We start from the raw sequence: 26,537 nt of genomic DNA on the forward strand, positions 1-26,537 counted from the left end.
GCGAATCATGAACACCGTAAAGAACAGCCAGGTAGCCATTGTCACGGGCGCATCGCGCGGTATTGGCGCAGCAGTGGCGCGGCGTCTCGCCAACGACGGTTTCGCAGTAGCGGTCAACTACGCATCGAGTTCGAAAGAAGCTGACGCGCTTGTCGCAGAACTCACCGAGCAGGGCACGAAGGCGATCGCGATCAAGGCAGATGTGTCGAATGCCGACGAAGTCCGCGCCATGTTCGAGGCGACCGAACAGCAGCTCGGCAAGATCGACGTGCTGGTGAATAACGCCGGCGTGCTGAAGACAGTCCCGCTGGCGGACACCTCCGACGCGCTCTACGACCAGACCTTCGGTATCAACGTTCGCGGCACTTTCAACACGCTGCGCGAAGCGGCGGCGCGGATGAACGGTGGTGGCCGCATCATTAATTTCTCGAGCACGACGCTTGCCCTGAACATGCCCGGCTACGCCGTCTACAACGCGACGAAAGCAGCCGTGGAAGCGTTCACGCATGTGTTCGCTAAGGAACTGCGCGGCCGCAACATCACGGTGAACGCGGTTGCTCCCGGTCCGATCGCCACTTCGCTTTTCCTCGATGGCAAGACCGAAGAACAGATCCAGACCTTCGCGAAGATGCCGCCGCTGCAACGCCTCGGCCAGCCCGAAGATATTGCTTCGGTCGTGTCGTTCCTCGCCGGTCCGGATGCTGGCTGGGTCAACGGCCAGATCCTGCGCGCCAATGGCGGTGTTGCTTAACAAATTACAAACATTAGCTTAGCTAAATATATCGGAGAACATCATGAAATCAGTCATTCTGGTAACGGGTGCAGGCACGGGTATCGGCAAGTTGAGCGCGCTGGCGCTGGCCGAAGCGGGGCACATTGTGTACGCAAGCATGCGCGACGTCGAAGGCCGCAATCGCGGACGTGCCGATGAACAGCGGGCTATGTCGGCGGAGAAGGGCATCGCGTTGATGCCGCTGAAACTCGATGTCCTCTCGCAGGATTCCGCCGATGCAGCCGCTGCGACCATCGTCCGCGAGCAGGGCAGGATCGACGTGGTCGTGCAGAACGCGGGACATCTGGTGGTCGGTCCGTCAGAGGCATTCACGCCGGAAGAAATGATGAAGGTGTTCGACACCAATCTGTTCGGCGCGCAGCGCGTCAACCGTGCGGTGCTGCCGACCATGCGCCAGCAGGAATCCGGGCTGGTGCTGTGGATCAGCAGCACCACGACCAAGGGTGGTTTCCCTCCGTTCATGGGCCCTTACGGCGCGGCCAAGGCGGCGATGGATTCGCTTGCCGTCACATTAGCTTACGAACTGGCGCGGTTTGGCGTGGAGACCTCCATCGTCGTGCCCGGTGCATTCACCAGCGGCACCGACCACTTCCCGAGCGCGGGCAAACCGGCCGACTCGGCAAGGGCCGCAGCCTATGCCCGATACGACGGCGTGATGGACCAGATCGGCGAGCGTTTGACCGCTTTGACGCCGCCCGACGCGGATCCGAAGGCGGTCGCGGATGAGGTCGTGCGCATCGTCGGGCTTGCGAAGGGTACGCGGCCAATGCGCTCGGTGATCGATTTTGTCGGCGATGGCGCGGCGCAGGTGCTGGAGGTGTCCGAGCGGGTGCGGATTGACTTCGCGAAGCGCATCGGTATGGGCGATCTGCTGGAAGCGACGGTGTCACGATGATAAGCGTGACAAGGACCGGGCGTATCGTTCGCGGCGCCTGGCTTGGCTTTCTTGTGCTGACCGCTGCTTGCGGTCAGCAGCAGGGCTACGGGCAGCAGGAGGGCAGGGCCATGAAAGCATCGACGACGTATTTGTATCTGCTCAGGAAGACGCCGTTTTTTACGGGGCTTGATACGGAGCAGTTGCGCTGGACTATCGGTCATTCGCGCGAGTGGGAAGCGCAGGCTGGCACGGTGGTCGCGGATTGTTCCGCGGCGGATAAGAGCGATGATTTCTGGATCCTGCTCGATGGCCGCTGGCAAGTGGAACACGATAGCCATACCTACCCGGCGGGTCATGCCGATGCGGGCAAGTGGTTCAGCGCGGCGGAGGCCTCGGGGAACTGCCGGCTGGTCGCGACGGAACATAGCTACGTGATGAAGATCACCCGCGCCGATATGAACGAGATGCTGAGCCGTGGATTCGCTTTTGAATCGTACCTGAAGCAGGGGCGTGGTTATTACGCGAAAGTGTTTGCGGCGGTTCCAGCGGAGGAACGATGAAACTTTGCGAGTTCGATCGCCACGTATTCTGGCAATATCGGGGCAGCAAGCAGCTTCTGGCAGATGGAAAAACAAAACGCCCGATCTTGCCGTCGGGCATTTAGTTAGTGGTACGGAAGAATCTTTGACCCTCGCGGATATCACAAAAAAGCGAAGTTATTCGGCATGCGAAGCGCGTGCCAATACTTCGTCAGCCCACTGGCTGATGCTTTTTCCAGCGGCTGCGGCAGCTATGCCCACGGCAGCATGGACTTCCGGTCTTATCCGCAGCATGAGTTTGCCCGATGCCGGTTTTTGCGGATCGCGCCCTGTCTTGGCGCAATCCTCGAGATAGTGATCGACTGCCTCATGAAACCCGGTGGTCAACTCAAGCACGGTCTCACCGTGGAAGCTGATGTGTTCCGATACGCCGAGCACATGTCCGACGAAAATGTTGTCGCGCGGATCGAATTCGACCCGCGCAAGATACCCCTTATAGTTCATTGCGTTTATCACGGCTTCACCTCCAATTCGATAAACCACTCTCGCACTTCTTCCACCTGATACCTCTTGGCATCCTTGCCTGGATGCGGACGATGCAGATATCGGCGGCGATCGTTCAACTCGAATGCGACTCGTGAGCCAGAGCCCTCCCGTACCTCACCGCCAAGCGCGATGACCAGCGATTCAATTTCCGCGAAAACAATACCGCCGTTCGTGGGCTTTCTGAATATCGCTTCGAGCGTCTTCCTATGCTTGGCTTTCATTGTCAAATGATATCACAAATTGATATCATTTGAGATGAGTCAGCTTTTGATGAGACGAGCAATCTGGGCTCGTACCAGTGAGTGATGACCGCGCTGCGGCAGGAACGCCGCCGTGAATTCCCCTAAACCCGAAACACCGCCACCGCGACATCCAGCTGCGCCGCTTGCTGCTCCAGCGACGCCGCCGCGGCTGCGGCTTCCTCCACCAGCGCCGCATTCTGCTGCGTCACCTCGTCCATCTGCGCGACCGCGCGGTTGATCTGTTCAATGCCGCCAGTCTGCTCGTTCGACGCCGCGCTGATCTCGCTGATGATGTCCGACACCCGCTTCACCGCCGCGACTACTTCGCTCATGGTCTGGCCCGCTTGTCCCGCCAGCGCGTTGCCGGCCTGCACCTTGTCCGCCGATGCATTGATCAGTTCCTTGATCTCCTTCGCCGCGGCGGCGCTGCGTTGCGCGAGGTTGCGCACTTCACCGGCGACCACTGCAAAACCGCGCCCTTCCTCACCCGCCCGCGCCGCTTCCACCGCTGCGTTCAGCGCGAGAATATTCGTCTGGAATGCAATCCCCTCGATCACGCCGATGATGTCCGCAATCCGCGTGGAACTCGTCGCGATGTCGTCCATCGTATGAACGACCTTGCCCACGACCGTGCCGCCGCGCACGGCTGTCGCCGATGCATCGACAGCCAGCTCGCTCGCCTGCCGCGCGTTGTCGGCGTTCTGGCGGACGGTCGCCGTCAGTTGCTCCATGCTCGACGCCGTTTGCTGCAACGAAGCCGCTTGCTCCTCCGTGCGTTGCGACAAATCGATGTTGCCCGCCGCGATCTCACGGGCGCCATGCGAGATCGCGCCGGTGCCGCCGCGTACCTGCTGCACCGTCCCCACCAGCCCCTGCTGCATCTTGCCGAGCGCCGCAAACAAGCGGCCCATTTCGTTATCGCGCGAGGAGTCGATGCTCGCCGTCAGATCGCCCGCGGCAATCTGTTCGAAGTGATGGATCGCCGACTCGATCGGTTTCATCACCGCCGCGCTCAATGCAGCGCGCGCAATGAACCCCAGCACGAGTGCCAACGCCGCGACAATCACGGCCGCAGTCGCCATCGTGTGGAACTGAGCCTGCGCCTGCGCAAAACGGTCTTGCTGATGCGCGATCTGGAACGCTTCCAGCGCGGACATCGCGTGATCGTAGGTCGCATATAAACCGTCCGCCGTCTGAACCTGGAGCGTGCGGAACGTCGTGAAGTCGTTCTGCGCGAGGGCATCGAATTCAAGGTTGAGCGCCTTCGCGATCAATGCATCGCGCGCGGTCCTGGCAGCCTGCACGAGCGGCTCTTCCTGCGGGTCACGCGGCTTGGCGAGGTACGCGTCGAATTCGGCATCGCTTGCTTTCAGCGTCTTGCGTGCGTTGGGCAGCAAGTCGTCGCCGGCCTTGCCGAGCATGAACAGCGTCTCGAAGCTGCCGAGCGAAAGGCGCACTTGCAGCAGCCGTTGCGAACTCGTCTTGAGATGCGTGATGGCGACGGTATCGGTGGCGACCATCTGTTCTAGCGCCTGATTGCTCTGGCGCAGGCAAAAAGCGGCGGCAAGCAGCACCGCCACGAGCGCGAGCGTATAACCGGCGATGGTAATTGTGAGTCCGCGGCGTATCGTAAAGTTCTTGAGCATGGTCTTGATCGCGGGCAAACACGGCACGCGTGGGTTTCCTCGGTTGGGCCTTTGGCTGATATCGTTTAGTTTTCTTGAATAAACAGCGGGCGATGCCGGTTTCTGGCCGGGCGGGTCAAACCGATCGCCATAACAGGCCGGCTAGTCGATAGGGCTCGTTACGCGATTTTCACGCAGGTCAAGCGATGGCGACATCGGGAAATGTGCGCCTTCAGATTCTGTGTGTTTTGCCGATAAGCGGGGGATGCTGCGCGGAAAGTGCGTAATGGCGAGATCAATACGATCCGTTCAGTTCAGTGGGTCCCTCGGTTCGTCCGGGCGGCGAACGCGTAACCGTCCTTGCCGCTCCGCTTCACCTGGTACATGGTTTCGTCGGCAACGGCGACGAGCTGATGGTAATCGCCGACCGGATCGGGAAAGCTCGCAATGCCGATACTGGCGCGGACAAATCCAACGCCCATCTGCTCGTCTGTCTGCCGCACGCAATCAATCAGCCGCTGCGCAATAGCGTCCAGTTCTGTGTTCGTTGAAAACTCGCGGATCAGCACTACGAACTCGTCGCCGCCAAAGCGAGCGACGACATCGACCGAACGCACCGTCTGACGAAAGAGCCTGGACACGGCGATCAGGAACTCATCGCCCACGCGATGGCCGAGCGAGTCGTTGACCTGTTTGAAGCCATCCAGATCGATATAGAGAACGGCCATTTTATGACGCATCGGATTGCTGGATGACCCCGCTGCTGTCTCCGCCAGCGTGGCAAACAATTTGCGTCGGTTGGGCAAGCCGGTCATTGCATCGTGCAGCGCTGCATGCTCGAATTTGTGCGATTCGCCCGCCAGTTGGCGCGTGCGTTTTGCATACATTCCCAGCGCGGTGATCAGCGCGCCGAATACCAACGCGGACAACACGATCAACGTGCTCGCCACGCGGGTAATGCGAGTGCGCGCGTCGGTGCTGTCATGATCGCGCCGCGCTCGCCAGTAGACGGACTGGACGGCAAGCAGCGTGTCCGTGTCGTCGAGATTTGCGTCCGGGGACAGCGCTGATTGAGGGATACGGGGTGCCGCCGAAGGACTCGCATTCACCAATGCCGCGAGCGAAGCGAGGCGGGCGGCGAGGGCGATCCGTGCCTGCCGATAGTCGGCCGATTGTTCCGCTCGCCCTGATTCCGTGTTGGTGTTATCGGCTTGTTGTTGCCGGACGCGGACCACCGTGCGGGCACTTTCCGCCCGTTCGATTCCTTCGAGAACGAGCCCGCTGTATTCCTGTTTTAGCTGGTCCGAGAAGATCGTCCTGATTTGCAATGCGAGGAACAGCAGGCCAATCAGCAGGCACACGAAGGAAATGAAGGCGATCGTTGCCGGACCTGGCCTGAAACGAATAGGGGGGACAGGTTTGTAGCCGGTGTGCGGTTGCTCACGGATGAGCGTAGATATCTCGCTGGCTTTCGGTGCCATGCTGCCGGTAGCTTACGCGATGAAAAAATGAACCCACGCGGGTGAACAGAGCGCCATTCGACTTGACGCGCGACACTGGGCGATGGTGTTCCTCGTTCGCAGCACAACTTCCTCGAACATGATGTGTGACAGCGAGTTTGGGCGCGACAGGATAAGAAAGCGCGGCGGGGCGATCGAGCTGGGTGGATGACACGGGCGCAGTCATATCCGCGCTGGCGCTGGCGATGGCGACTGCACGAGAAGGGGGCACGGGTGCGGGCGCCTCGACGTAATCGGACGAAGCCATCTGTTGCGCCGCCGGAGCCGGCTCTGGTGCCGGCGCCGGCGCGGCCAGCCAGAGCGTCTGCCGCGCATGTTCCATGGCTTCGGCGTAGGCGTGCTGATCCTGGTTGAACCAGACACCATACGCGACCGTACCCATGACTCCGATTGTCAGTGCGCTTGCCGAGGCGATCCAAAGCGCGAGGCGACCGAATCGTATGGGCGTTCGGGCAAGCGCGGGTTCGGCGTCGAGGTTGAAGTCTGTTTCGGATCCGTCGGTCTCCGACGGCAACTCGGTATGCTTGGACATCACAACACTCTCCGATCATTTCGTCTGATATTTCGACGAAATCAGTTCATACAATTGTGCGAAATTCTGGGGTGCGAAGCTGCTGACAGGATTGTCCCGCAACGCGCGGAGGCAATACGACCAATCAGCACTTAACGTGCCAGCGCCTTCACGCCAATTGCGGCGTGGGAGCTGCCCTGCGGCAGCGGCATCAGCAATGGCCGAAACGCAAATTATTGCACCAGGTACGGTATCGCTGCCAGATCGGCTTTCTTTCGAACCTTGCTGACGGGCACTTCTATTGAAGCACGAAGATCGAAGAGGCGGATGATTGGCGGCGATCGAGGATCTGGAAAATGGGGGAGTCGCGCCCGGCGTGAAAGCGGGCACGATGGAATGCGGTCTTGAATGAATGACTGTCAGATTGACGCGAGAAACAGTAGGAATCCTTTCTAAGGACTCCTGCTGCTTGAATACGACATCGCCGCGCATGCGTGGCAGCGAGACCGGCGCCCGGTCAACTGGGCTCGTCTCGATGCCATTCGGGGAGCGCCGGCTGTTTGATTTAACTGGCCGGTTGCGCTTCGGGGAAGTGCCAGTTGCCGTTCAACACCTGTGGCTGAGGACGATAGAGGCGAACCATGTAGTTCCATCCCGATGTGATCGGCAAGCAGTTCGCCGTTTTTCCGTCGCAGCCGCCGAACTGGATGTTGATTGTCCCGTCAGCGCCTTTCTTTGCGGTGACGTTGTTGAGCGAATAAGCACCGGCCGCATTGGGCTCGTAATAGCCTTTGGCGTCGTACACGCTAACCGACCAGAATCCGTCGACCGGCACGTCCTTGGCGCTCAGTTTGTAGATGGTTTTTCCGTCGTTGCCGGCAGGCGTGAAGTTGAGATAGGTTGCGTCCTTGTCCGGATTGCCGCCCCAGGCTGCCGCTGCGCCCACCAACCGGCGCACGGGGTCGACTTCGGCCTTGGTGCCGAACGCTCCCTTGAAGTCGGGGATTGTCGAAGCCAGGATCAGGAGCGCATCGCGTAGCTTCTTTTGGCTTGCCGCGTCCCAGTTGGGCGTTTCAAGCTTGCCCGGGCCTGCCTGGCTGACCTGGACACCGTCCTGCAGCACGTGGACCTGCTTGATATCGTCCGGGCTGCCCGGGTCGACCAAGGTGGGGATGGCGACGACCATGTAGCGCGTGCCCACGTTCTCACGCGTCAGGATATGGGTGCCCGCGCCGTAGAACACGTTCGGGGTGTAGTGATCCTCATTGATGACCTGCATGGCCATGAAGCGCTTGCCTGGATCAGGCATGGTGATTGTCACCGGTCCTGCGTCAAGGTCGAAGACACCGGACGAATAGAGCGTGTCACGATTGAGCCGGATGACGGTCTGGTGAGCAATCGATGCCGGCTCTCTCCGATGCAGGAATTTGCCCAAGCCTCCCTGCTTGGCCAAGGCGTTGACGTACATGTCGGACTCGGCACGGACGAAGTTGTCGACGGTCACGGGAACAGTGGCGCCGGCAGGGGGTGTCGTGGCAGTTTGCGCATGGGCGGCGCCAAGCATGGCGATAGCGGTGCCGATGACGCAGGTGGTCTTCAGGATTCGTTTCACAGGTCATTCCTTTCAGTTGCGGGCAGGGACGGTCGATGGCCGATCACCAGGTCCACCAGGACGGCCCTGTTCCCGACCGATATCAGAAACGTCAACCAAGCGCAATCGAAGCGATCAAGCGTTGGCAATTTGACGCAGCACAACGCAGCTAGACCTGAATCCGCGAGGGAATTGGGTGGAATGTGTGGGGGTTTTAGCCTTGCCTATACCAAATCGACATGGGTGAAACGGCACGGGGACAAGGCAAGCGGGTGATGCCGGTCGAATGACCGCTCGTAGCAGGACTGACGGTTGCCAATCGGGGAGCGTCGTGGATGGGGTTCACATTCGCGCGCACATGAGTCGACCGCGGGTGCGCAATCCGTCCTTGCGACGATGCAGGTAACACTGATTCAATTCATCGGGCTCGGCGGTTTCTGCCTCGATAAAACCCAGACTGAGGACCTGTTGACGTAGCAAGGCAGGCTCGAACGCGGACACCCAAGGCTCGCCCACGGCAGCCGCGCGTTGCCCCATGACCTCGCCAATGACCCGCTGGACCGGATCGAGCATTGAAGAGGCCACCCGGAAGTCGAAGCTGATCGAGCTGCCTTTGGGCAGGCTTGCGACAAAGCCCAGCGACCTCATGACAAGATCACGGATTGATCTGGCGCCAACCATGCTGGGACGCGAATGGACGACCCGGACGAAGTCCATCCGCCCAGTTGTCACGGTTGAAAACCTGTCGTAAAGACCGTGCGTTCCTGGTTTTCATTGGCCCAGTGATCCTCGACCTGGGACAAGGGAACCGGGTTCGTCGCGATCTTGAAGCCGCCGGGGACTGTGGCGTTCAACAAGTGTTCGATCGAACCCAGGATGCGCGGCATTGGAATGCTGCCAAAACCGCTGCCCATCAGTTCAATAGCCGATGATCGAAGTACTGCGCCAGGCAGCGTGATGGTTCCCGCGCTCATGGCGCCAATCTCGACAAACCGGAGTGGGATAGTCTCCGGCGATGCCTTGGCGGCAGCCACCAGCAACATCTCTGCGCTTTGCCCCCAAAGATAGTCGAGCACCACGCCAACACCCTCCTTGAACTGCTGCTGCAACTCGCTCTCCAGCGCGGCGTTGTCCTGCGCGAGACTGATCGTCACGTCAGCGCCGAGCGCTCTCAGAGACTGCAGGGTGTCAGCGTTTCGCCCGGTTGCAATCACCTTGCCTGCACCCAGGTATTTCGCAACCTGCACGGCGAGCCGGCCCGACACGCCGGTCGCGCCATTGATCAGTACGGTCTCTCCCTTCACCAGCTTTGCGCGTTCCGTCAAAGCCGCCCATGACGACATCCCCGGAATAGCGATTGCCGCCGCAGTCACATCATCCAGCGCCGCCGGCAAAGGAATGCATTGCGTCTTCCTGACGATGCAGTACTCGGCCATGCCGCCGAAGGGCGCCTCGGGCAGGGCGAAATAGACGCGTGTGCCATCCTCGAGAACGCCCGTGCCATCGACTCCGGGCACGAGAGGGAGCCTGGCGGACGAGCTATAGTGCTTGCCCGATGCCCGGCTCCTGGTGACATGGCTCAGCGCGGATGCTACAACCGCGACACGGACCACGCCTTCGCTTGCGGCTGGATTGGGGAAGTCGGTATAAACCGGCGTCGCGCCGGATTCCTTAACGAGTGCTGCTTTCATGTCTGCTCTCCTTTGCCAGGTATCCGGGCGTGGGCATCACCCAGGATTGAATCATCGAATGTATGTGTATTCTGCACATATAAAGCAATTGACACGGAATCGAACCGCGATGGGGAAGGAAATACGCGAACTGCGCGAAGCACTATTGGACCTTGCCGGCGTGCTCAACCGGCCGCAACCTGATGCTGCGCTCATTGAAGCGCCGGCGTCGATCTTGATCGTGCACTTTTTCCGCTGCTTGCCAGAGTGGCACGGCTGGGGCCGCTTGGGATTGTCGAACTGGCCGAACTGGCGGGGCGCGACTACACCACGGTCAGCAGGCAGATCGCCAAGCTGGAGAGCCTGGGACTTGTCGCCCGTTGTCCAAGCCCGAACGACGGACGGGTTCGCGCAGCCGTCATTACAGACCAGGGGCAGGTAATGACAGACGCGCTGGACGCAGCGCGTCAGAAAATCATTGAAGAATTGCTGGCCGGCTGGGATGCAAAAGAAGTGGGTGAGCTAGCCCGTCTGCTTCGAAAATTTGCGGATGATGCGCTTGGGTGGGTCAAGACTTCGTAAATAGCGTCGTACGTGACTCGGTGAAGGTGGCTTCGTCACAGTGTGAAGTGCTCATGTGGATATATTCTCCAGCGCAACATTCCGGGTCTTCGGTCCGAGTATTGCAATAGCGCAAATAACCACGATCATGGCTCCCGAGATAAACACGAACACTCCGTTCACGCCAAACTCCTTCAGGCACCAGGCAATCACGAAGGCGGAGAACATAGCGGAGACCCGGCTCCACGAATACACGAAGCCTACGGCCCGTGCTCGAATGCTGGTGGGGAACAGTTCGGCCTGGTATGCGTGATAACTGAACGAGATGATGTTGCCCGCAAGGACCAGACATACGCCGAGGCTGACCAGCATGATTGTTTCACGCGCCTGGCTGAACATCAGGCCACACGCGACATTGATTGCGGCCATCACAATGATCACTGTCTTGCGCTCGAATCTGTCGGCGATCAGCATTCCGAGCAGCGGCCCGAGGGGGGCGGCAATCGCGATGATCGATGCATACATGAGGCTGCTGGTGACCGTGATGCCCTGCTTGATCAACAGGGTGGGAATCCAGTTGGCGAATCCGTAATAGCCCATGGTCTGGAAGACATGGAAGATGATTAGCATAGCTACGCGCTTACGGTAAGGTGCCACCAGCAAGTCCCGGAACGACGCCCGGGCTCTCACCGGCTCGGGCAGCGCGGGCGCGGGCAACGCCCTTCCGTATTCTTTTTCGACGCGCGCTTCAATGCGTGTCATGACGGCGTCGGCTTCATCAATACGCCCTTGCTGCGCAAGCCAGCGCGGACTCTCCGGAAGCCGCCTCCGTACCCACCATACGACCAGCGCGCCAACCACGCCCGTGAAGACCACACAACGCCAGCCATCCATACCGAACACCTGACGCGGAACCAGCAGGTAAGACAGGAACGCAACCATAGGAACCGCACAGAAGCCGATAGCCTGCGAGCATGCCGACGCACGACCTCGAATGTGCTTCGGAACAAGCTCCGAGATATATGTCCCAATGGTCACTATCTCCACGCCGATCCCGACGCCTGCTATAAAGCGCCACAGGTTCAATCCGAAGGCGGTGTCCTGAAACGCCATGATGATGTTCGCCACGGTGTACCAGAGCAGCGAGTAAGTGAAAATCGCGCGACGGCCGAATTTATCGGCGAGAAAGCCGCACGCTGCCGTTCCGATAAAAAGACCGGCGAACAGCGCTGCGATGAAACTCGCTACGCCGCTCGTGCCGAACAGGCCACGTGTGGTCGAAGTCAGGATGCCGCTCCTGACCAGTCCCGGTGCGATATAACCGGAAAACATCAGGTCGTAGAGTTCAAAGAACAGGCCGAGACTCAACAGCATCACGAGCTGCCAGATCGTCTTTGTTGCGGGCAGCCGGTCTAGCCGCGCCGAGATCCGCGCTGCGCCGAGCGCAACGTCGTTCGCGGCGGCTTCGGCTTGGGCAGACGCATCCGGCATGGCGCCGGGATGGGCAACGGCTGTAGAAAAAGCAGCATGATTCGACGATTCCATCGCCTGTCTCCATGAGTTCCGGTCTTGTGCCGGGTTGAATAATGTTCCGGGATTTTTATGCACTCTCAGGCGGCTTTCGGGTGCACGGCGGAAGTGAGTTCGGCGATCTCTGTTTCACTGTAGCCGAGCGCGCGTAACACCTCGGCCGTATGCTCGCCAACCTTCGCAATAGGTTGACGCGGTTGCAGGCGCTCGCCGTTCATGGAGATGGGCAGGAGCGGCATTGCTGTTTCGGTTCCGTCGTCCAGTGTCAACGTCGCAAGGCCGCCGCTTTCGATCAAATGCTTGTCTTCGAAAAGATCCTCGGGCTTGGTGATCGAAGCAAACGGGATATGACTGCTTTCGAACTGCGGTGTCAGCGCCGAGCCTTCGAACTGGCTCAACGTTTCACCCAGCGTTTGGAGTAGCCACGGACGCACGACCACGCGATCATTGTTGGTCGCCAGCCGCGGATCCGCGAGCAGATCGGGCCGGTCGAGAATGGTGCACAGCGCGCGCCACTGCGTATCTCCCGTCGCCGCAATGAACATCTGTTCGCCTCCGCGAAGCGTAAGGACGTCGTACACGGCCCACGCGCTGATGCGCTCAGGCATCGGGGCAGCCGCGACACCTGTCGCAGCGAACTGCTGCATATGCTGGGCTGACAGCAGCACACAATTCTCGAACAGTGCGCTTTGCACTTCCTTGCCGGCACCGCTCGACTTGCGCTCGAAGAGCGCAGCAAGCACGCCAATCGCGCCGAACATGCCGCCCATGATGTCGTTCACGGAGCTTCCCGCCCGCAGCGGCCGGCCGACCGGACCCGTCATATAAGCGAGGCCCGCCATCATCTGCACGACTTCATCAAGTGCGAGGCGATGTTCGTAGGGACCGTTGAGAAAGCCCTTGTGCGACACATAGATCAACCCGGGATCGCGCGCTTTCAAACTCTCGTAGTCGAGCCCAAGCGTTGCCATGCGGCCAGGCTTGAAGTTTTCGATAAAGACATCGGCCGTATCGACCAGCTTGTGAAGCGCGCTGAGACCCGCTTCGGTATCGAGGTCGAGCGCGATGCTCTTCTTGTTGCGGTTGAAGGTACGGAAAAAGCCTGCCCCGGTGCCCAGCAGGCGCCGTGTGCCGTCCCCGCGCGGCGGTTCGACCTTGATGACTTCAGCGCCGAGATCTCCCAGGATCATGCCGCAGGTCGGCCCCATCACCATGTGCGACAACTCGATCACGCGGATACCTGCCAGGGGCAGGGCGGTGCTTTGTTCGGAAGACGTGGAGGGGTTCATCGAGCGGCCTTTGATGCATGGAATTGAGAGGGAACACCGGCGCGTGCGAGGTATCCATACAGTGGCTCGCCGGGCAGCGCTTGTTCGAGCACGCTGCGCGAGGCGATCAGTTTTTCTATATTGATGCCGGTCTCGTAGCCCATGCTTTGCAGCATGAAGACAAGGTCTTCGGTGTTGACGTTGCCGGTAGCGCCCGGCGCATGCGGACAGCCGCCGAGTCCGGCCAGCGAAGAATCCATCTCCCGGATGCCGTGTTGCAGGGCGATCAGCGTGTTGGCAAGGCCAAGACCGCGAGTGTCATGGAAGTGCACGGAGCGAAGCCTGTCGCCCGCAATGCCACGCACCAGGTCGATGATCTCTCCCACTTGACGGGGCGTGGCCTGACCCGTCGTATCGCCGAGTGCGATCACGTCGGCGCCTGCTTCGAGCGCTTGCCGTGCGATGTCGCGGATATCGTCATAAGGCACGTTGCCTTGCAACGTGCAGCCAAACACGGTGGATAGTCCCGCAATGGTTTCGGCACGGCCTTTGGCGAGCGAACATATCTCTGCAAACGCGCTGATCATCTCTGCGGGCGTTTTGCGCACGTTCGCGAGACTGTGGGCGGCGCTGACGGATATCGGCGCGACGATCCGGTGGACGCCGGAGCCGATCGCACGCTGCGCCCCCTTTACGTTGGGAACGAGGGCGGTCACCACGAGGCCGTCGTGGGTTAGCGCATGGGCAATGACTGCTTCGGCGTCCGCCATTTGCGGCAGCAGCTTCGCCGGCACGAATGACGCGACCTCCATGTGACGAACGCCGGCTTCGAAGGCGGCGTCGATCCAGCGTTTCTTGTCGTCCGTCGACATGATCCGCGAGATGCTCTGGAGGCCGTCGCGCATGCCGACCTCGGTGACGATCACGCGTTCGGTGGGGAGGTTCATCGTTTTCTCAACTCAACATGACAAAGTTGAATTGGAGCGTGACGCGCCAGGCCCGTGATGGAAAGACTCGTTTGGCGATGCAGTCCATCTTGCCCCGCGATGGCTGATGACGCTTATGTGACGGGGCGAGATGCCTGAAACGGGAAAACCCTTAAGGGCTTGTGGGGAGTAGTGGCGCGGTGCTTCAGCGAGTGGCCATCAGGTGCTCGATCAGTCGCGATGCCGGCAACGTCAGGGCCGCACGATCACGCACGCAAATGACGAAGCGCCGTTCGGCCCACGCTTCGGCCAGCGGAATCACTGCGAGCCCGTACTGTTCCCGGACCAGGGGGTTCACCGCTTCCAGAGGCAGGATCGCCACAGCGAGGCCCGCCTGGATGAATCGATACGCCGCATCGAAAGTCGAGACGTAGGCGCGGTAAGTCAGCTCTCGCCCCTTTTCCGCGGCAATGCGCTGCATCAGCGCGTTCACTGACGCGTTCGACGATAGCCCAAGGTGATCCAGGTCAAGCGTCTGCACGAAGCCGATTGCCGGCTCTCCTGCCAGCGGATGGTCCTTCGGGACCACGAGCGCAAGATGGTCTGAACGGTACGTGGTCACGTCGAGTTCACGGGTGGAGACGAAATCGCGGCAGATGCCGATATCGGCGGCTCCTTCTTCCAGTCCGCGTACGATGTCGGCGCTCGTCCGTTCTTCCACGTCGACGCGCACGCCCGGGTTAGCTTCCAGGAACCGGGAGAGCGCTTCAGGAAGAAACTCGACCATCGAAGACACGTTCGCCAGAACGCGCACATGTCCGCGGCCACCGGCGGCGTATTCACTGAGCTCCGCCTGCAAGCGCTCATGGTCACGCATGATCAGCCGCGCGTGCTTGAGCAGCGCCTCGCCTGCGGCGGTCGGCCTGACGCCGCGCTGGCTACGCGACAGCAATGCCGTATCGACCAACGTTTCCAGGTCCGCTAAACGCTTGCTGACGGCCGAAGGCGCGATGAACTCGCGCTCGGCGGCGCGCGCGATCGTTCCTTCTTCGCATACCGCGATGAAAAGTCGAAGACTGATCTGGTCGATTTGCCACATGGTTGAGCGCCCGGGAGTAAACGACCGTAGTTTGCACCAGCTTGAGCGTATTGACCGCTGGGACGTCTCCCGTCTATTGGCGTCCTGGGCCTCGCGCGCATAGGCCGGGTCAATAAGTCAAAAAGGCGTTCTGGAGTTTGCGCGCGTTATGCTCGCTGGTGAGTGCCAGCATCATCAGGATGCGCGCCTTGTGCGGAACCTGATCGTCTGCGACCAGCCAGTCGTAGTGATCATCGGGCTGGGCGGCATTTCGGATAACCACGCCGCTTCCCGTCCGCGAAGCTCGGACTACATGAATGCCACGCGCTCTCGCGTCGACCAGGGAGGCCACTACCGAGGCCGCCACGTTGCCGTTGCCGGTCGCGGCATAGATCAATGCCTTCACACCTGAGTCAAGCAGGGCGCGCACCATAGAGTCGTTCATGCCGCCATGCGCATAGACGATGCCGACCTCCGGCAAGACGTCGATCTCGTCGATGGACCATTCGCTTTCCACCGTGTGAGGACGCGCCGGCAGCCGGTAGAAGACCGGCTTGCCCTCGACGATATATCCCAGGGGACCGTAGGGCGACCTGAATGCCTCCTGCTTGAACGTGCTTGTCTTGACGACATCGCGCGCTGTGTGGATCTCGTCGTTTGCAACGACCAGCGTGCCCTTGCCGTGGGCCAACGGACTCGCCGCCACGACGATCGCGTTGTACAGGTTAAGCGGTCCGTCCGAACTGAGTGCGGACGGTGGCCGCATTGCACCAACCACAACTACGGGCTTCGCGCTCTTCAGCGTCAGATGCAGGAAATAAGCAGTTTCATCGATCGTATCGGTGCCGTGCGTGACCACGACACCATCCACGTCATCGCGTTTCAGCAGCGATGAAACGCGCTTTCCCAACTGCAGCAGTTGCGCGCTGCCGAAATTCTCCGAGCCGAACTGGAATAGCTGCTCGGCGCTGATATCCGCAATCGATGCCGCGGCGGGCAGGTCAGCAACGATGTCGTCGATGGACAGCACGGAGCAGTCATAAGCCGACGTGTTGACCGGCGATGCGCCGCGGCCCGCAATCGTGCCGCCCGTCCCAATCACCATGACCCTTGCTTTAGGCTCGGCAGTCAGGCCGATCACGCCGGCGCCGGGAACAAGGACGCCCATGAGCACTACATCTTCACGACGGTGAGCAGCGTCTGCTTGCCGCTTTTGTAGTCATACAGCGAGATCGCACCCTGCTTCAGGTCGCCATGCGCGTCGAACTGCGTGCGGCCCAGCACGCCGACGAAGTTGGCGCTCGGCATGGCGGCGAGGATGTCCGCGGCGCGGGTCGAATCGGCGCGCTTCATTGCATCGACGACGATGTACACGGCGTCGTAGGCGAACGGTGCGTTGAGCTGCACGTGCTGATGAAAGCGTGCTTCGTAGCGTTGCTCGAAAGCGGGACCGTCCGGCATTTTCTCAAGCGGCATGCCCGCGATGGAGCACACGACGTTGTCCGCCGCCTGGCCGGCCAGTTTCGCCAGCGAATCGGCGCACAGGCCGTCACCACCCAGCACGCGCGCAGTAATGGCGAGCTGTTGCGCCTGCTTGGCGAACGGACCGCCCGTGGCGTCCATTCCCCCGTACATGATGATGTCCGGATGCTCGCCCTTGATCTTGGTGAGAATCGAACGAAAGTCGACTGCCTTGTCATTGGTTGCATCGTGTGAGAGCACGGTCAACCCGTCCGCCTTCGCCTGCTTCTCGAACTCGTTGGCGAGACCCTGGCCGTATGCGGTTGCGTCGTCCACGATCGCCACGGACTTTGCCCCGAGCGTTTTTTTCGCATAGTCGGCCAGTGCCGGACCCTGCTGCGCATCGGTTGCCACGACCCGGTAGGCCGTCTTGAAGCCTTGTTGCGTATAAACCGGATTGGTCGCCGACGGGGAGACCTCGACAATACCCGCGTCGCTGTAGATCTTTGACGCCGGGATCGTGGTCCCTGAATTCATGTGACCCACCACCGCGACCACTTTGTCATCCACCAGCTTCTGCGCGACCTGCGTGCCCTGACGCGGGTCCGACGCGTCGTCCTGTGCATCGAGTTCGAGCGTCACCTTCCGGCCCCCGATCACCAGCCCCTTCGCGTTGATTTCCTCCACCGCGAGCCGGGCGCCGTTTTCGGTGTCCTTTCCCCATTCGGCATTAGCGCCCGTCAACGGCGCCGCATGTCCAATTTTGACAACTTCGTCTGCGAACGCACCGGCCGAGCCGAGCATGATCAGACCCACTCCGATGTTGGCGCATAGCACGCCGTGAAATCTAGCTGTCATGAGACTCTCCTGGTTATGCAGCTTGCTGGATGATCGATCGAGGGCAGGTGACAGGAGCGACTTTAGTGACGACAAAATGGCCGGCATTGCACCGACTCGCAAAAAAATAGAAGAAACACGACATGCCGGCCAGGCGCATTTTTTGGCCTATATACTCGGTTCACCAACGCCTTGCAGGAACGTCATGGCACGCGAAACAACACCGTCCCTTGGCCGGGAACTCGTGGACCAGCTCGACCGCGCCAGCGTCAAGCGGGACGGCAACGCGTCGCGCGCGGGAGCCGAGCTCAACATCGGATTCTTGCTCTGGCCCACGTTCCCACTGCTTTCCTTAGCGGGCTTCTGTGATGCATTGCGCCATGCAGCCGATCTCGGCGACCAGAGTCGTCCGCTGCGTTGCACATGGATGCTTCTCGGCATGGCCGATGAAACCGTGGAGGCGAGTTGCGGTGTGGCGGTGCCGGTGCACGCGGTACAGGGATCGCCGCGGCAATTTGATTACCTCGTCGTGATCGGCGGTCTCCTGCCGAAACTGGAACAGGTTGACCGGCGCTATTGGGATTATTTGCGCGAGGCCGACGCCGAAGGCGTGCCGCTGATCGGCATGTGCACAGGAAGCTTTGTGCTGGCCAAAGCCGGTTTGATGAGCGACCGTGTTGCATGCGTGCACGCGTTCCACCTGGAGGACTACAAGGCGATGTTCCCGGCCTTGCGAGTCGTCGCCAATTCGGACTACCTGATCGACGGCAACCGCATGACATGCGCCGGCGGCGTGTCCGTTATTGAACTGGCAACACGCCTGATCAGCTTGCATTGCGGCTCTGACCGAGCCTCCAAGGTGATCCATCAAATGACAGTCAGCCGTCAGGGCGGCACCTCGTTCGTGGAGCGCCGCAAGGCGCTGGGCTATCTGGCAGTCGGTGATCTGCTGGTACGGCACGCTATCGTGCTGATGGAAGAAAACCTGGAGGCGCCGCTCAACGTCACGGTGATCGCGAAGATGACGGGTACGAGCGTCAGGCAACTCGAACGCAACTTCCTGAGCGAAATGGGTGTATCACCGAAGGAGTTTTATCGGACGATGCGACTTCGATACGCGCGCTGGCTACTGCTCAATACGGAAAAACGCATTACGGTAATCGCGTATGAATGCGGATTTGCCGACTCCGCACATTTTATTCGTGGCTTCAAGGAAGTCTACGGTGTGACGCCCGGCAGACTCAGGACGTCACTGGAAGAGCGTTTGTCCTGAGACGTGGCGCACGTACGGTACGCCATATGCCGGGTCGTGGCGCTGGCAGTCAGCACGACAACAAGAGGCATGCCGGAGCAGAACCTCTGTGAGGTGGCCGACCCCTTATTGACCGGAAAGATCGAAGTATTTCTTGAGGACCAGCAGCGAGATGAGTTTTTCCCGTCTCGTGTCGAGAAACTGCATGGCGTACTGATTGGCGTTTCTAATGATCGCCATCGCCTTGTCTGTATGCTTTATGTAATATTTTATTTTATCTTCAAGGTCGGAAAAATCGTCGTCCAAGAGTACGTAGTGGTGATCAGGTACTAATGATCCTTCCATGAACCAGCTCTCCACGCGCGGTTTGCGCATGAAGCAAACGGAATTGGAAAGCATGATCCATTTCAAGTTGGTTGCAACGTCATTGCCTTCCAGACTGACAATGAATTTGTACTTCAACTGATCCAAAATGCTCATGTAGGGCCGGTGTCCATGTTGCCCTTTTTTCAAATCATCAGTGTCGCCTATGTCAGCGATTGGTGAGGAGAAGTATCTGGCGACGAACTCTTTCCGATGTTCCTGGTAACACGCACCCCGAAATACCGCCATGTCGAGTTTGCTGTGAAATGGCCTTGTGTCTTCGACGAAATTGAAATGCCTTATTTTATCCAGCTTCAATATGACGGAGTTATTATTGGCTTCGGTGAGAGGTCTGGTTTTAAGTAGGGTCGGCTCATCTACCGTTTCCTTGATGTCGGTAAAAACATAGTTGAATTTTAGTGACCGATCAAAGTAGCGGGATATTTCTTTGAAATCATAGTAGTAGGCGCTGGGATTGCCTCGCAGGGGCAGAGCGCCGCTGCGGCTCGCCGTTTCGTTCAGGACAAACCGCTGCTCGAGCTTATTATAATAATTAGCGCGCGTACGAATGTAGTTCCATTGCTGTTCGTCCAGGTTCCTGAACAGCCGATCGTATCTTTTTTCAAAAATCAACGACGGAAAGAGATCGAAAATAACATTTTTTGCGTAGAATTTAATTTTTCTGGCATGCATAAATCTGACTCGTTCATCCAATTGAAGCACTAAATTTAACGAAAATTAGTTGAAAACATTCACGGGGCAGGTGAGCCGTGCTTCTTCGAAAGCTGCATCACCTTTGAATCACACCGACATGCTCTGCCGCGGTTGTTGCGATGTCATTACTTTGCAAAAACTTCGCAAAGGTAACGTGACAACGCGGGATGCCACGCAGTAATAAATTGAACGGACGGAACTGCTGCTGCATAAAGCGAAACACCCAAGTATCGCTAGTCTACTAGCTACCACTTTTTCGAAGAAATAGTCAATCATTTTTTACAGTTGAAAGGGGAGTCAATCCCCTGCGACCATTGATGGACGCAGGTTCACTGCGGGTATTGGGTTGTGCAAGGGGCAACCGTTTGCGGACCCCGAAAGGGTTCATCGGAATGACATGGTCCGCGTTTTCTGGCGGATAGGTTCGATAGAATGACGACCAACACGTACATATTAAGCTTTGCTGATTATTTCCAGTTATCGGACAAGCGACTCAGCAATAAGCAACCACTCCGGCAAGGCCGGGCGGGGACTGCAGGCAGTCATCCCGCCTGACTTATAACTTATATCCCCCCTAAACTCGACATCAGGTTCGCCGCATTGAAAGCAGACCGCAACCAGGTCTCGAATGTCGCTGCTGCTTGCGAGCTGGTTTTATACCCTCTCGATCGCACCAGGTAATAGGACGTCACTTTGACGCTGAACCGGGCGTCGTCGAAAGGCGCGATAAGCCGTCCGTCGCTTAACTCTTCCGCCGCCAGAACCTCGCTTTCAAGTACGACGCCCAGACCATCGACCGCCGCCTCGATCGCCATGACTGACCGATCGAGCCAGAGCTCGTTGTCGGGTCTGACCTCCGCGTCGCAAACCCGCCGCAAATACTCCGACCACGTCAGCCCGTTGGATGAATGGATCAGGGTTGCACGCAAAAGGTCCTCGGGTGCGCGCAGTGCGAGCGCGGCGGCCAACGCAGGACTGCACAAGGGACGCAGCCGTTCCAGCAACAAGGGCTCAACATCAAGTTTCGACGTATTCGACGTATTGGGGTGCCCATAAGCGATAGCAATATCAAACCGGGTTGTCTCGAGATCATCGTGATCTGAAAGCGTGGACAGCCGGATCCGGATGTCCGGATTGGCGCGCAGGAATTCCGGCAACCTGGGTTGCAGCCATTTGGCGGCGAAACTCGGACCCGATGCGACCACCAGATAACCGCGTTGCGACTGCGGCGCGACCAGGCTGGTGGCTTCAGCGATGACGCCGAATGCGCGCTCAAGCTCGCGGGCGTAGGTGCGTCCCGCTGCCGTCAGTGCCGCGCGCCCCGGATGCCGCTGAAACAACGGCACGCCCAAAAAATCCTCGAGCTGCTGGATGTGGTGACTGACCGCCGACGGCGTGACCGCGAGCTCTTCCGCGCCAAGCGCGAAGCTTCCCCGTCGTGCTGCTGCTTCGAACGCGAGGAGCGCCTTGAGCGGCGGCATGCGGGATTTGGTCGTGTTTCTGCTTGAGCTCATTTGACGGGGTGCTGAGTTATATGCGTTGGCGCCGGGATTTTCGCCTGCCTATGATCTTTTCTGACGGCGGCCAGCCAACGCAAATCGTATGCCAAATTTTGCACGTCGACGAGCATGGCGCGGTAGCGGTCGTTCGATGATGTCATGCAACCCAGGTTATGCGGCCAGCGATCAAGGACCAGGACTGGCGGGATAACGAGCCAATGGAGTGAACGATGAAAGAAGGACTTCTGCAAGCATCCCGGGACTTTTTGGTCAGATACGGTGGCGACACCTTCCCGAATCTGTTCACGTCCGCGAAGGGCACTATCGTAAAGGATAGCAACGGGCGCGAGTACCTGGACTTCACATCAGGGCAGATGTGCGCCACGATCGGGCACAACCATCCTGCGATTGTGGAAGCCGTCCACCGGGCTGGCGAGAAGGCGTTCCACATGTTCAGCGGCATGATCCCCGAGGTCGTGGCCGAGCTAGGCCAGACGCTTGCACGCGACTGGTTGCCCGGCGACCTCAGGAAGACGATCTTCATCAATACCGGTTCGGAAGCAACCGAGGTCTCGCTGCGCATGGCCAAGATGTACACGGACGGCTATGAGGTCCTCGCGTTGGGCGGTTCATGGCACGGCATCACCGGCGGCGCCAGCACCGTGTCCTTCGCGAGCGACCGCAAGGGTTATGGCGTTCCCGCACCCGGCGTTTTCCTGATTCCCGAGCCGAATTCATATCGCCCGTACATTCAGGCGGCGACCCCGGAAGAAGCTGCGCTGGCAAACCTGAACCTCGCGTTGAAGATGTTCGACATGCAGTCGAGCGGACGCGGCGCGGCGATCATTGTCGAGCCCGTGATCAGTGCCGGGGGTGTGCTGGTGCCGCCGAAGTCGTTCATGCAGGCACTGAGAAAGGCGGCGGACGACCGCGGCATGCTGCTGATTTTCGATGAAGCGCAAACGGCGTTCGGTCGTATCGGAACCCGTACCGGATCCGAATTCTTCGGTGTCGTTCCCGACATCATGACCATGTCAAAAACGCTGGGCGGCGGGTTGCCGCTGGCAGCGGTATCGACGACTGCGAAGATCGAAGAAGTGCTCCACCAGAAACACTTCACGTTTTATACGAGCCACGTTTCCGACCCGCTGACGGCGGAAGTCGGACTTGCGGTCCTGAAGGTGATCAAGGAGGAGAACCTCATAGCGCGCGCTAATGAAATGGGGGGATACCTGCGCGGCCGCTTCGAAGAATTGCAGCAGCGCTACGAGGTGATCGGTGACATTCGGGGAGCAGGTCTTCTGCTTGGCGTTGAGCTGGTGACCGACCGGGCTTCGCGCAATCCGGCTCATGAGTTGGGTGCAATGACGACCCGGAAATGTTTCGAGAACGGCCTGAGCATGAACATTCGCCGCCGGCCGGAACGCGGCTCCGTGTGGCGCATTGCGCCGCCGCTGACGGTTTCGATAGACGAGATCGATCGTGCGGTGGACATCCTCGATAAGGCCTTGCGCGACAGTCTCGACGAAACAGCAGTAGCGAAAGCTGCGTGACGGCTTGACGGCCTGACGTTTGGCGTGGATATCGAACGGATTTTTTTAAATGGTGGGGAAACCATGAAGCGCACCGCGGCGAGACATTGGCTGTTCATTACGGCCATTACCGGCTTTGGACTTACTGCTCCCGCAGCGCACGCGGAAAGTCCGACGCTCGACAAAATCCGCCCCGGCGCAATTTTTTGACACGCCTCAACATGAACGTACGAGAGCGTTTCTGGGGCGTGTGCTGCGCGGGCAAGCTGAAGTCGCGTGAAGATTGACGTACGGCCGGGCGATGACGTGATGTCGTGCGCATCTATTTAACAGCCGCTAAGCACTACACCGGCTAATCCGCTGAATAAGGCTCGATCAATTCAGCGAAACGGTCGGCGAGTGTCGGCCTTGCACGAGCAGGCCAGATTGCGCTGAGTTCGAAATACGGCAGCGCGGCGCCATCGGTTATCTCGCACAGCCTCACTCCGCTAAATTGCAACGCGCGAACCGAATGCGGCAGCAGCGATACACCGCACCCTGCCGCCACGCACGCGAGCACGGTCAGCGACCGATTCGCCTCCTGCACAATCTCCACCTCGCAACCCGCTTGCCGGAACGCACTCAGAATGCCCGCGCGAACGCCGGGTAACTGCCCTTGGGGAAACCATACGAGCCCGTGCGCCGCGAGGTCTCGCAACGACACGCGCGCGCTCGACGCCAGCGGAAATGCCTCAGGTAACACCGCGATCAAGGGCTCCCGCGCGATCAGCTTTTCGCGCATTCTGCCGCCGACCGCCACCGGTGTATGCAGCAAGCCAATATCGATCTCACCTTTCTCCAGTGCGCTCGCTTGCTCGGCATTGCTCATCTCGCGCAGCACCAATTCGACATCCGGCACCGACGCGCGCAGCGCCGCTATTGCACGCGGCAGCACTTCGAACAACGCCGCCGAGGCGAACCCGACCGTCAGCCGCCCCGCGCGTTGCGCGCCGATCTCGCGCGCGCGGTGCGAGGCGGCGTCGATCCTCGCAACGCTCATGCGCACGTCTTCCACAATCGCCAGTCCGGCTGCGGTGAGGTCGGCGCCGCGGCGCGTGCGGCTGAACAGCTTGACGCCCAGGTCCTTCTCCATGCGTGTGAGCGCCTGGCTCAGCGCGGGTTGCGCGATGTTCAGACGCTCGGCGGCGCGGGTGACGCTGCCGGCATCGACGACGGCGAGAAAGTACTTCAGGTTGCGTGTGTCCATATTAAAACGATATGAAAGATGATCGTTTACATCATATATGTTTATCCAAACGATCCCTAAAATGCCTCCATGGATGAGACGCGCGATTGACCTTGTCGCGAAAAATATAGATTGCTGTACATGGGACCAGAGTAAAGCGCTAAAGCGCCAACTCTGGATCGACAGGAGAGACGACAGTGAGCTGGTACCGGGATATATCCAAGACGGAAAAACGCACGCTCTGGAGTTGCTTCGCCGGCTGGGCGCTCGACGGCGTCGACACGCAATTGTTCAGCCTCGTGATCCCGACCCTGCTCGTGACGTGGGGTATCGGCAAGGGGCAAGCGGGGCTGATCGGCGGCGCGACGCTGGTTGCCGGTGCGCTGGGCGGGCTGCTCGCGGGCATGCTGTCGGACCGCTACGGCCGCGTGCGCGCACTGCAGATCACCGTGGTCTGGTTCTCGCTCTTCACCTTCCTCAGCGCCTTCGCGCAGAACTTCGAACAGTTGCTTGTCCTCAAGGCTCTTCAGGGCGTAGGTTTTGGCGGTGAATGGACCGCGGGCGCGGTGCTCCTGAGCGAGACCATCCGCGCGGAACATCGCGGCAAGGCGATGGGCATTGTGCAGAGCGCGTGGGGTTTCGGCTGGGCAGGCGCCGTAGTTCTTTACATGTTCGTGTTCTCGTTCGTGTCGCCGGAGTGGGCGTGGCGGCTGCTGTTCGGCATCGGCGTGATTCCTGCCGGGCTCGTGCTCTATCTGCGCCGCAACGTGGTCGAACCTCCCAGAGTAGTCGTAAGCGCAGGAGCATCCAGACAGGTGCTGCCCGTGGCAAGCAGCATCTTCGACCGGTCGGTGATCCGCACGACGATCGTGGGCGGATTGATCGGCGTGGGGGCGCATGGCGGCTATCACGCGATCACCACATGGCTGCCCACCTACCTCAAGACCGAACGGCATCTGTCCGTGCTCGGCACAGGCGGCTATCTTGCCGTCGTCATCACGGCATTCATCTGTGGCTGTTTTGCGAGCGCCTGGCTCCAGGACCGGATCGGCCGCAGGCTCAACGTGATCCTCTTCGCCGTCTGCTGCGTTGCGACGGTCAACCTCTACGTCTTCCTGCCTATGGGCGACACCGCGATGCTGTTCCTCAGCTTTCCGCTAGGCCTCTTCGCAGCCGGCATTCCGGCCACGCTCGGCGCACTCTTCAACGAACTCTATCCGCAAGGCATCCGCGGCACCGGAGTAGGCTTTTGCTACAACTTCGGGCGGATCGTCTCGGCAGGTTTTCCTGTGCTGGTCGGACACATGGGCAACTCGATGCCGCTCGGCTCCGCACTTGGCATCGATGCGGGCATTGCCTACGGGCTCGTGGTCGTCGCTGCGCTCATGCTTCCGGAAACGAAGAACCGGCGGATCGCGACGGTAGCGGCCAATGCGCCAACCCGAGCCTGAACGAACAGCAAACCCATGATCGACGAACGGATTCAAACCATGCAGGCACAAGACATAACGGCGGTGGACCAGTGGTGTGACATCAACGATATCAACGATGCGCGGATCACCGCTATCGATGCTCATGTCCACGTTTTCATACGCGGCTTGCCGCTGGCGCAGCAGCGTCGCCACGCGCCGGACTACGACGCGACGCTCGACGCATACGCAGGCCATTTGCTGGCCAACGGCGTCTCGCACGCCGTGCTGGTCCAGCCCAGTTTTCTCGGCACGGACAACAGCTTTTTCCTCGATGTGGCGAAGCGCTATCCGCGACGCTTTCGCGGGGTCGCGGTCGTGGATTGCGCAGTTACTGACACCGAGCTTGCACTACTCGATAGCATCGGCGTGGCGGGTATCCGGTTGAACCTGATCGGCTTGCCGGTTCCTCAGTTGAGCGCACCTGAGTGGCGACGATTGCTGGCGCGTGTCAATGCGCTCGGCTGGCATGTCGAGGTCCATCGCGAAGCGGTGGATTTGCACGCGGTAACAGGTCCACTGCTGGAGCAGGGATGCACCGTGGTCGTCGACCATTTCGGCCGCCCGGATCCGCGTACTGGCGCTAACGATCCGGGTTTCGGATACCTGCTCTCGATGGCTGCGACAGGGCGTGTCTGGATTAAGCTATCGGCGGCTTACCGGAGTGCGCCCGGCGATGACGGAACCGTTTTGGGGACCACTCTGGCAAGCCGGCTTCTCGATGTCTACACGCCCGAGCGTCTGGTCTGGGGCAGCGATTGGCCGCACACGCAGCACCAGCAACTGGTCGATTACGACGCCACGCGGCGCGCGCTCGATCAATGGGTTCCCGACGCGGCGCAGCGCGAGTGGATCCTCACTCGCTCGGCCCGAACGCTGTATCGATTCGAATAAGTTGCCCCGTACGT

At 59.9% G+C, this 26,537-nt stretch carries 25 protein-coding genes and 1 pseudogene; 9 read left to right on the plus strand and 17 right to left on the minus strand.

Annotated features, from left to right (window positions below; all coding sequences use genetic code 11):
- The first annotated feature begins 7 nt into the window (after positions 1-7).
- The 3 genes from AWB69_RS32500 (at position 8) to AWB69_RS32510 (ending at position 2,230) form a co-directional block, all read left to right on the plus strand.
- Positions 8-751, plus strand: a complete 744-nt coding sequence (locus AWB69_RS32500) for an SDR family oxidoreductase (protein WP_062090925.1) — start codon at positions 8-10, stop codon at positions 749-751.
- Positions 752-794: 43 nt separating this feature from the next.
- Positions 795-1,688: an SDR family NAD(P)-dependent oxidoreductase gene (locus AWB69_RS32505; protein ID WP_062090926.1), complete on the plus strand. Its 894-nt coding sequence runs from the start codon at positions 795-797 to the stop codon at positions 1,686-1,688.
- Between the two features lie 110 nt (positions 1,689-1,798).
- Entirely contained in the window at positions 1,799-2,230 is a 432-nt protein-coding gene (locus AWB69_RS32510; RefSeq protein ID WP_156529036.1) for a cyclic nucleotide-binding domain-containing protein, read from the plus strand.
- 156 nt (positions 2,231-2,386) lie between these two features.
- On the opposite strand, the gene AWB69_RS32515 is transcribed toward AWB69_RS32510, so the two are convergent.
- The 8 genes from AWB69_RS32515 to AWB69_RS32550 all read right to left on the minus strand — a co-directional run bounded on the left by AWB69_RS32515 (position 2,387) and on the right by AWB69_RS32550 (position 9,935).
- Entirely contained in the window at positions 2,387-2,725 is a 339-nt protein-coding gene (locus AWB69_RS32515; RefSeq protein ID WP_062090928.1) for a type II toxin-antitoxin system HicB family antitoxin, read from the minus strand.
- A complete protein-coding gene (locus tag AWB69_RS32520; RefSeq protein WP_062090929.1) occupies positions 2,722-2,976 on the minus strand; it encodes a type II toxin-antitoxin system HicA family toxin in 255 nt (84 codons plus the stop codon). Before AWB69_RS32520 ends, AWB69_RS32515 begins: the two co-directional genes overlap by 4 nt.
- Positions 2,977-3,098: 122 nt before the next feature.
- Positions 3,099-4,643 carry a methyl-accepting chemotaxis protein gene (locus AWB69_RS32525; RefSeq protein WP_062090961.1) on the minus strand — a complete coding sequence of 515 codons (1,545 nt, stop codon included), beginning with the start codon at positions 4,641-4,643 and terminating at the stop codon, positions 3,099-3,101.
- 293 nt (positions 4,644-4,936) lie between these two features.
- A complete protein-coding gene (locus AWB69_RS32530; protein ID WP_075644032.1) occupies positions 4,937-6,103 on the minus strand; it encodes a GGDEF domain-containing protein in 1,167 nt (388 codons plus the stop codon).
- A complete protein-coding gene (locus AWB69_RS32535; RefSeq protein ID WP_062090930.1) occupies positions 6,063-6,674 on the minus strand; it encodes a hypothetical protein in 612 nt (203 codons plus the stop codon). The genes AWB69_RS32530 and AWB69_RS32535 overlap by 41 nt, the downstream gene beginning before the upstream one ends.
- Before the next feature lie 544 nt (positions 6,675-7,218).
- Positions 7,219-8,217, minus strand: a complete 999-nt coding sequence (locus AWB69_RS32540; protein WP_062090963.1) for a DUF1214 domain-containing protein — start codon at positions 8,215-8,217, stop codon at positions 7,219-7,221.
- 369 nt (positions 8,218-8,586) lie between these two features.
- On the minus strand, positions 8,587-8,892 hold the full coding sequence (locus AWB69_RS32545) for a hypothetical protein (RefSeq protein WP_156529037.1): 306 nt from the start codon (positions 8,890-8,892) through the stop codon (positions 8,587-8,589).
- An 80-nt stretch (positions 8,893-8,972) separates the two neighbouring features.
- A complete protein-coding gene (locus AWB69_RS32550) occupies positions 8,973-9,935 on the minus strand; it encodes a quinone oxidoreductase family protein (protein WP_062090932.1) in 963 nt (320 codons plus the stop codon).
- Positions 9,936-10,181: 246 nt separating this feature from the next.
- On the opposite strand from AWB69_RS32550, the gene AWB69_RS32555 reads away from it, so the two are divergent.
- The gene (locus AWB69_RS32555; RefSeq protein WP_331712704.1) at positions 10,182-10,496 is read left to right on the plus strand and encodes a MarR family winged helix-turn-helix transcriptional regulator; all 315 of its coding nucleotides are present in this window, start codon (positions 10,182-10,184) and stop codon (positions 10,494-10,496) included.
- A 51-nt stretch (positions 10,497-10,547) separates the two neighbouring features.
- Here AWB69_RS32555 and AWB69_RS32560 read toward each other — a convergent pair whose 3' ends face one another.
- The 6 genes and pseudogenes from AWB69_RS32560 to AWB69_RS32585 form a co-directional block, all read right to left on the minus strand.
- Positions 10,548-12,020 (minus strand): MFS transporter, encoded by a 1,473-nt coding sequence (locus AWB69_RS32560; protein WP_062090933.1) that lies wholly within the window; start codon positions 12,018-12,020, stop codon positions 10,548-10,550.
- Positions 12,021-12,085: 65 nt separating this feature from the next.
- Complete coding sequence (locus AWB69_RS32565) at positions 12,086-13,294, minus strand: CaiB/BaiF CoA transferase family protein (RefSeq protein WP_062090934.1); 1,209 nt, start codon at positions 13,292-13,294, stop codon at positions 12,086-12,088.
- Positions 13,291-14,220 (minus strand): hydroxymethylglutaryl-CoA lyase, encoded by a 930-nt coding sequence (locus tag AWB69_RS32570; RefSeq protein ID WP_062090935.1) that lies wholly within the window; start codon positions 14,218-14,220, stop codon positions 13,291-13,293. The genes AWB69_RS32565 and AWB69_RS32570 overlap by 4 nt, the downstream gene beginning before the upstream one ends.
- 184 nt (positions 14,221-14,404) lie before the next feature.
- The gene (locus AWB69_RS32575; RefSeq protein WP_062090936.1) at positions 14,405-15,298 is read right to left on the minus strand and encodes a LysR substrate-binding domain-containing protein; all 894 of its coding nucleotides are present in this window, start codon (positions 15,296-15,298) and stop codon (positions 14,405-14,407) included.
- A 109-nt stretch (positions 15,299-15,407) separates the two neighbouring features.
- Positions 15,408-16,445 (minus strand): asparaginase, encoded by a 1,038-nt coding sequence (locus AWB69_RS32580; RefSeq protein WP_082913677.1) that lies wholly within the window; start codon positions 16,443-16,445, stop codon positions 15,408-15,410.
- A gap of 5 nt (positions 16,446-16,450) precedes the next feature.
- A pseudogene (locus AWB69_RS32585) lies at positions 16,451-17,524 on the minus strand (branched-chain amino acid ABC transporter substrate-binding protein); the annotation flags it as partial.
- Positions 17,525-17,780: 256 nt separating this feature from the next.
- Here AWB69_RS32585 and AWB69_RS32590 point away from each other — a divergent pair.
- Positions 17,781-18,848, plus strand: coding sequence for a GlxA family transcriptional regulator (locus AWB69_RS32590; RefSeq protein WP_062090939.1), 1,068 nt, complete (start codon positions 17,781-17,783; stop codon positions 18,846-18,848).
- 105 nt (positions 18,849-18,953) lie between these two features.
- Here AWB69_RS32590 and AWB69_RS32595 read toward each other — a convergent pair whose 3' ends face one another.
- Together AWB69_RS32595 and AWB69_RS32600 are read right to left on the minus strand one after the other, a co-directional pair.
- Positions 18,954-19,883, minus strand: coding sequence for a glycosyl transferase family 90 (locus AWB69_RS32595; protein ID WP_062090940.1), 930 nt, complete (start codon positions 19,881-19,883; stop codon positions 18,954-18,956).
- Between the two features lie 584 nt (positions 19,884-20,467).
- Positions 20,468-21,418: a LysR substrate-binding domain-containing protein gene (locus tag AWB69_RS32600; RefSeq protein ID WP_197500372.1), complete on the minus strand. Its 951-nt coding sequence runs from the start codon at positions 21,416-21,418 to the stop codon at positions 20,468-20,470.
- A gap of 215 nt (positions 21,419-21,633) precedes the next feature.
- On the opposite strand from AWB69_RS32600, the gene AWB69_RS32605 reads away from it, so the two are divergent.
- Together AWB69_RS32605 and AWB69_RS48120 are read left to right on the plus strand one after the other, a co-directional pair.
- Positions 21,634-22,956: an aspartate aminotransferase family protein gene (locus AWB69_RS32605; RefSeq protein ID WP_062090942.1), complete on the plus strand. Its 1,323-nt coding sequence runs from the start codon at positions 21,634-21,636 to the stop codon at positions 22,954-22,956.
- Between the two features lie 24 nt (positions 22,957-22,980).
- Complete coding sequence (locus AWB69_RS48120; RefSeq protein WP_156529038.1) at positions 22,981-23,145, plus strand: hypothetical protein; 165 nt, start codon at positions 22,981-22,983, stop codon at positions 23,143-23,145.
- Positions 23,146-23,287: 142 nt separating this feature from the next.
- On the opposite strand, the gene AWB69_RS32610 is transcribed toward AWB69_RS48120, so the two are convergent.
- On the minus strand, positions 23,288-24,181 hold the full coding sequence (locus tag AWB69_RS32610) for a LysR family transcriptional regulator (RefSeq protein WP_062090943.1): 894 nt from the start codon (positions 24,179-24,181) through the stop codon (positions 23,288-23,290).
- Positions 24,182-24,357: 176 nt separating this feature from the next.
- Here AWB69_RS32610 and AWB69_RS32615 point away from each other — a divergent pair, with 176 nt between their 5' ends.
- Entirely contained in the window at positions 24,358-25,611 is a 1,254-nt protein-coding gene (locus AWB69_RS32615) for an MFS transporter (protein WP_062090944.1), read from the plus strand.
- A 39-nt stretch (positions 25,612-25,650) separates the two neighbouring features.
- Positions 25,651-26,523: an amidohydrolase family protein gene (locus AWB69_RS32620; RefSeq protein WP_231937310.1), complete on the plus strand. Its 873-nt coding sequence runs from the start codon at positions 25,651-25,653 to the stop codon at positions 26,521-26,523.
- The last annotated feature ends 14 nt before the right edge of the window (positions 26,524-26,537 follow it).

This window comes from Caballeronia udeis (assembly GCF_001544555.2).
Lineage (GTDB): Bacteria > Pseudomonadota > Gammaproteobacteria > Burkholderiales > Burkholderiaceae > Caballeronia > Caballeronia udeis.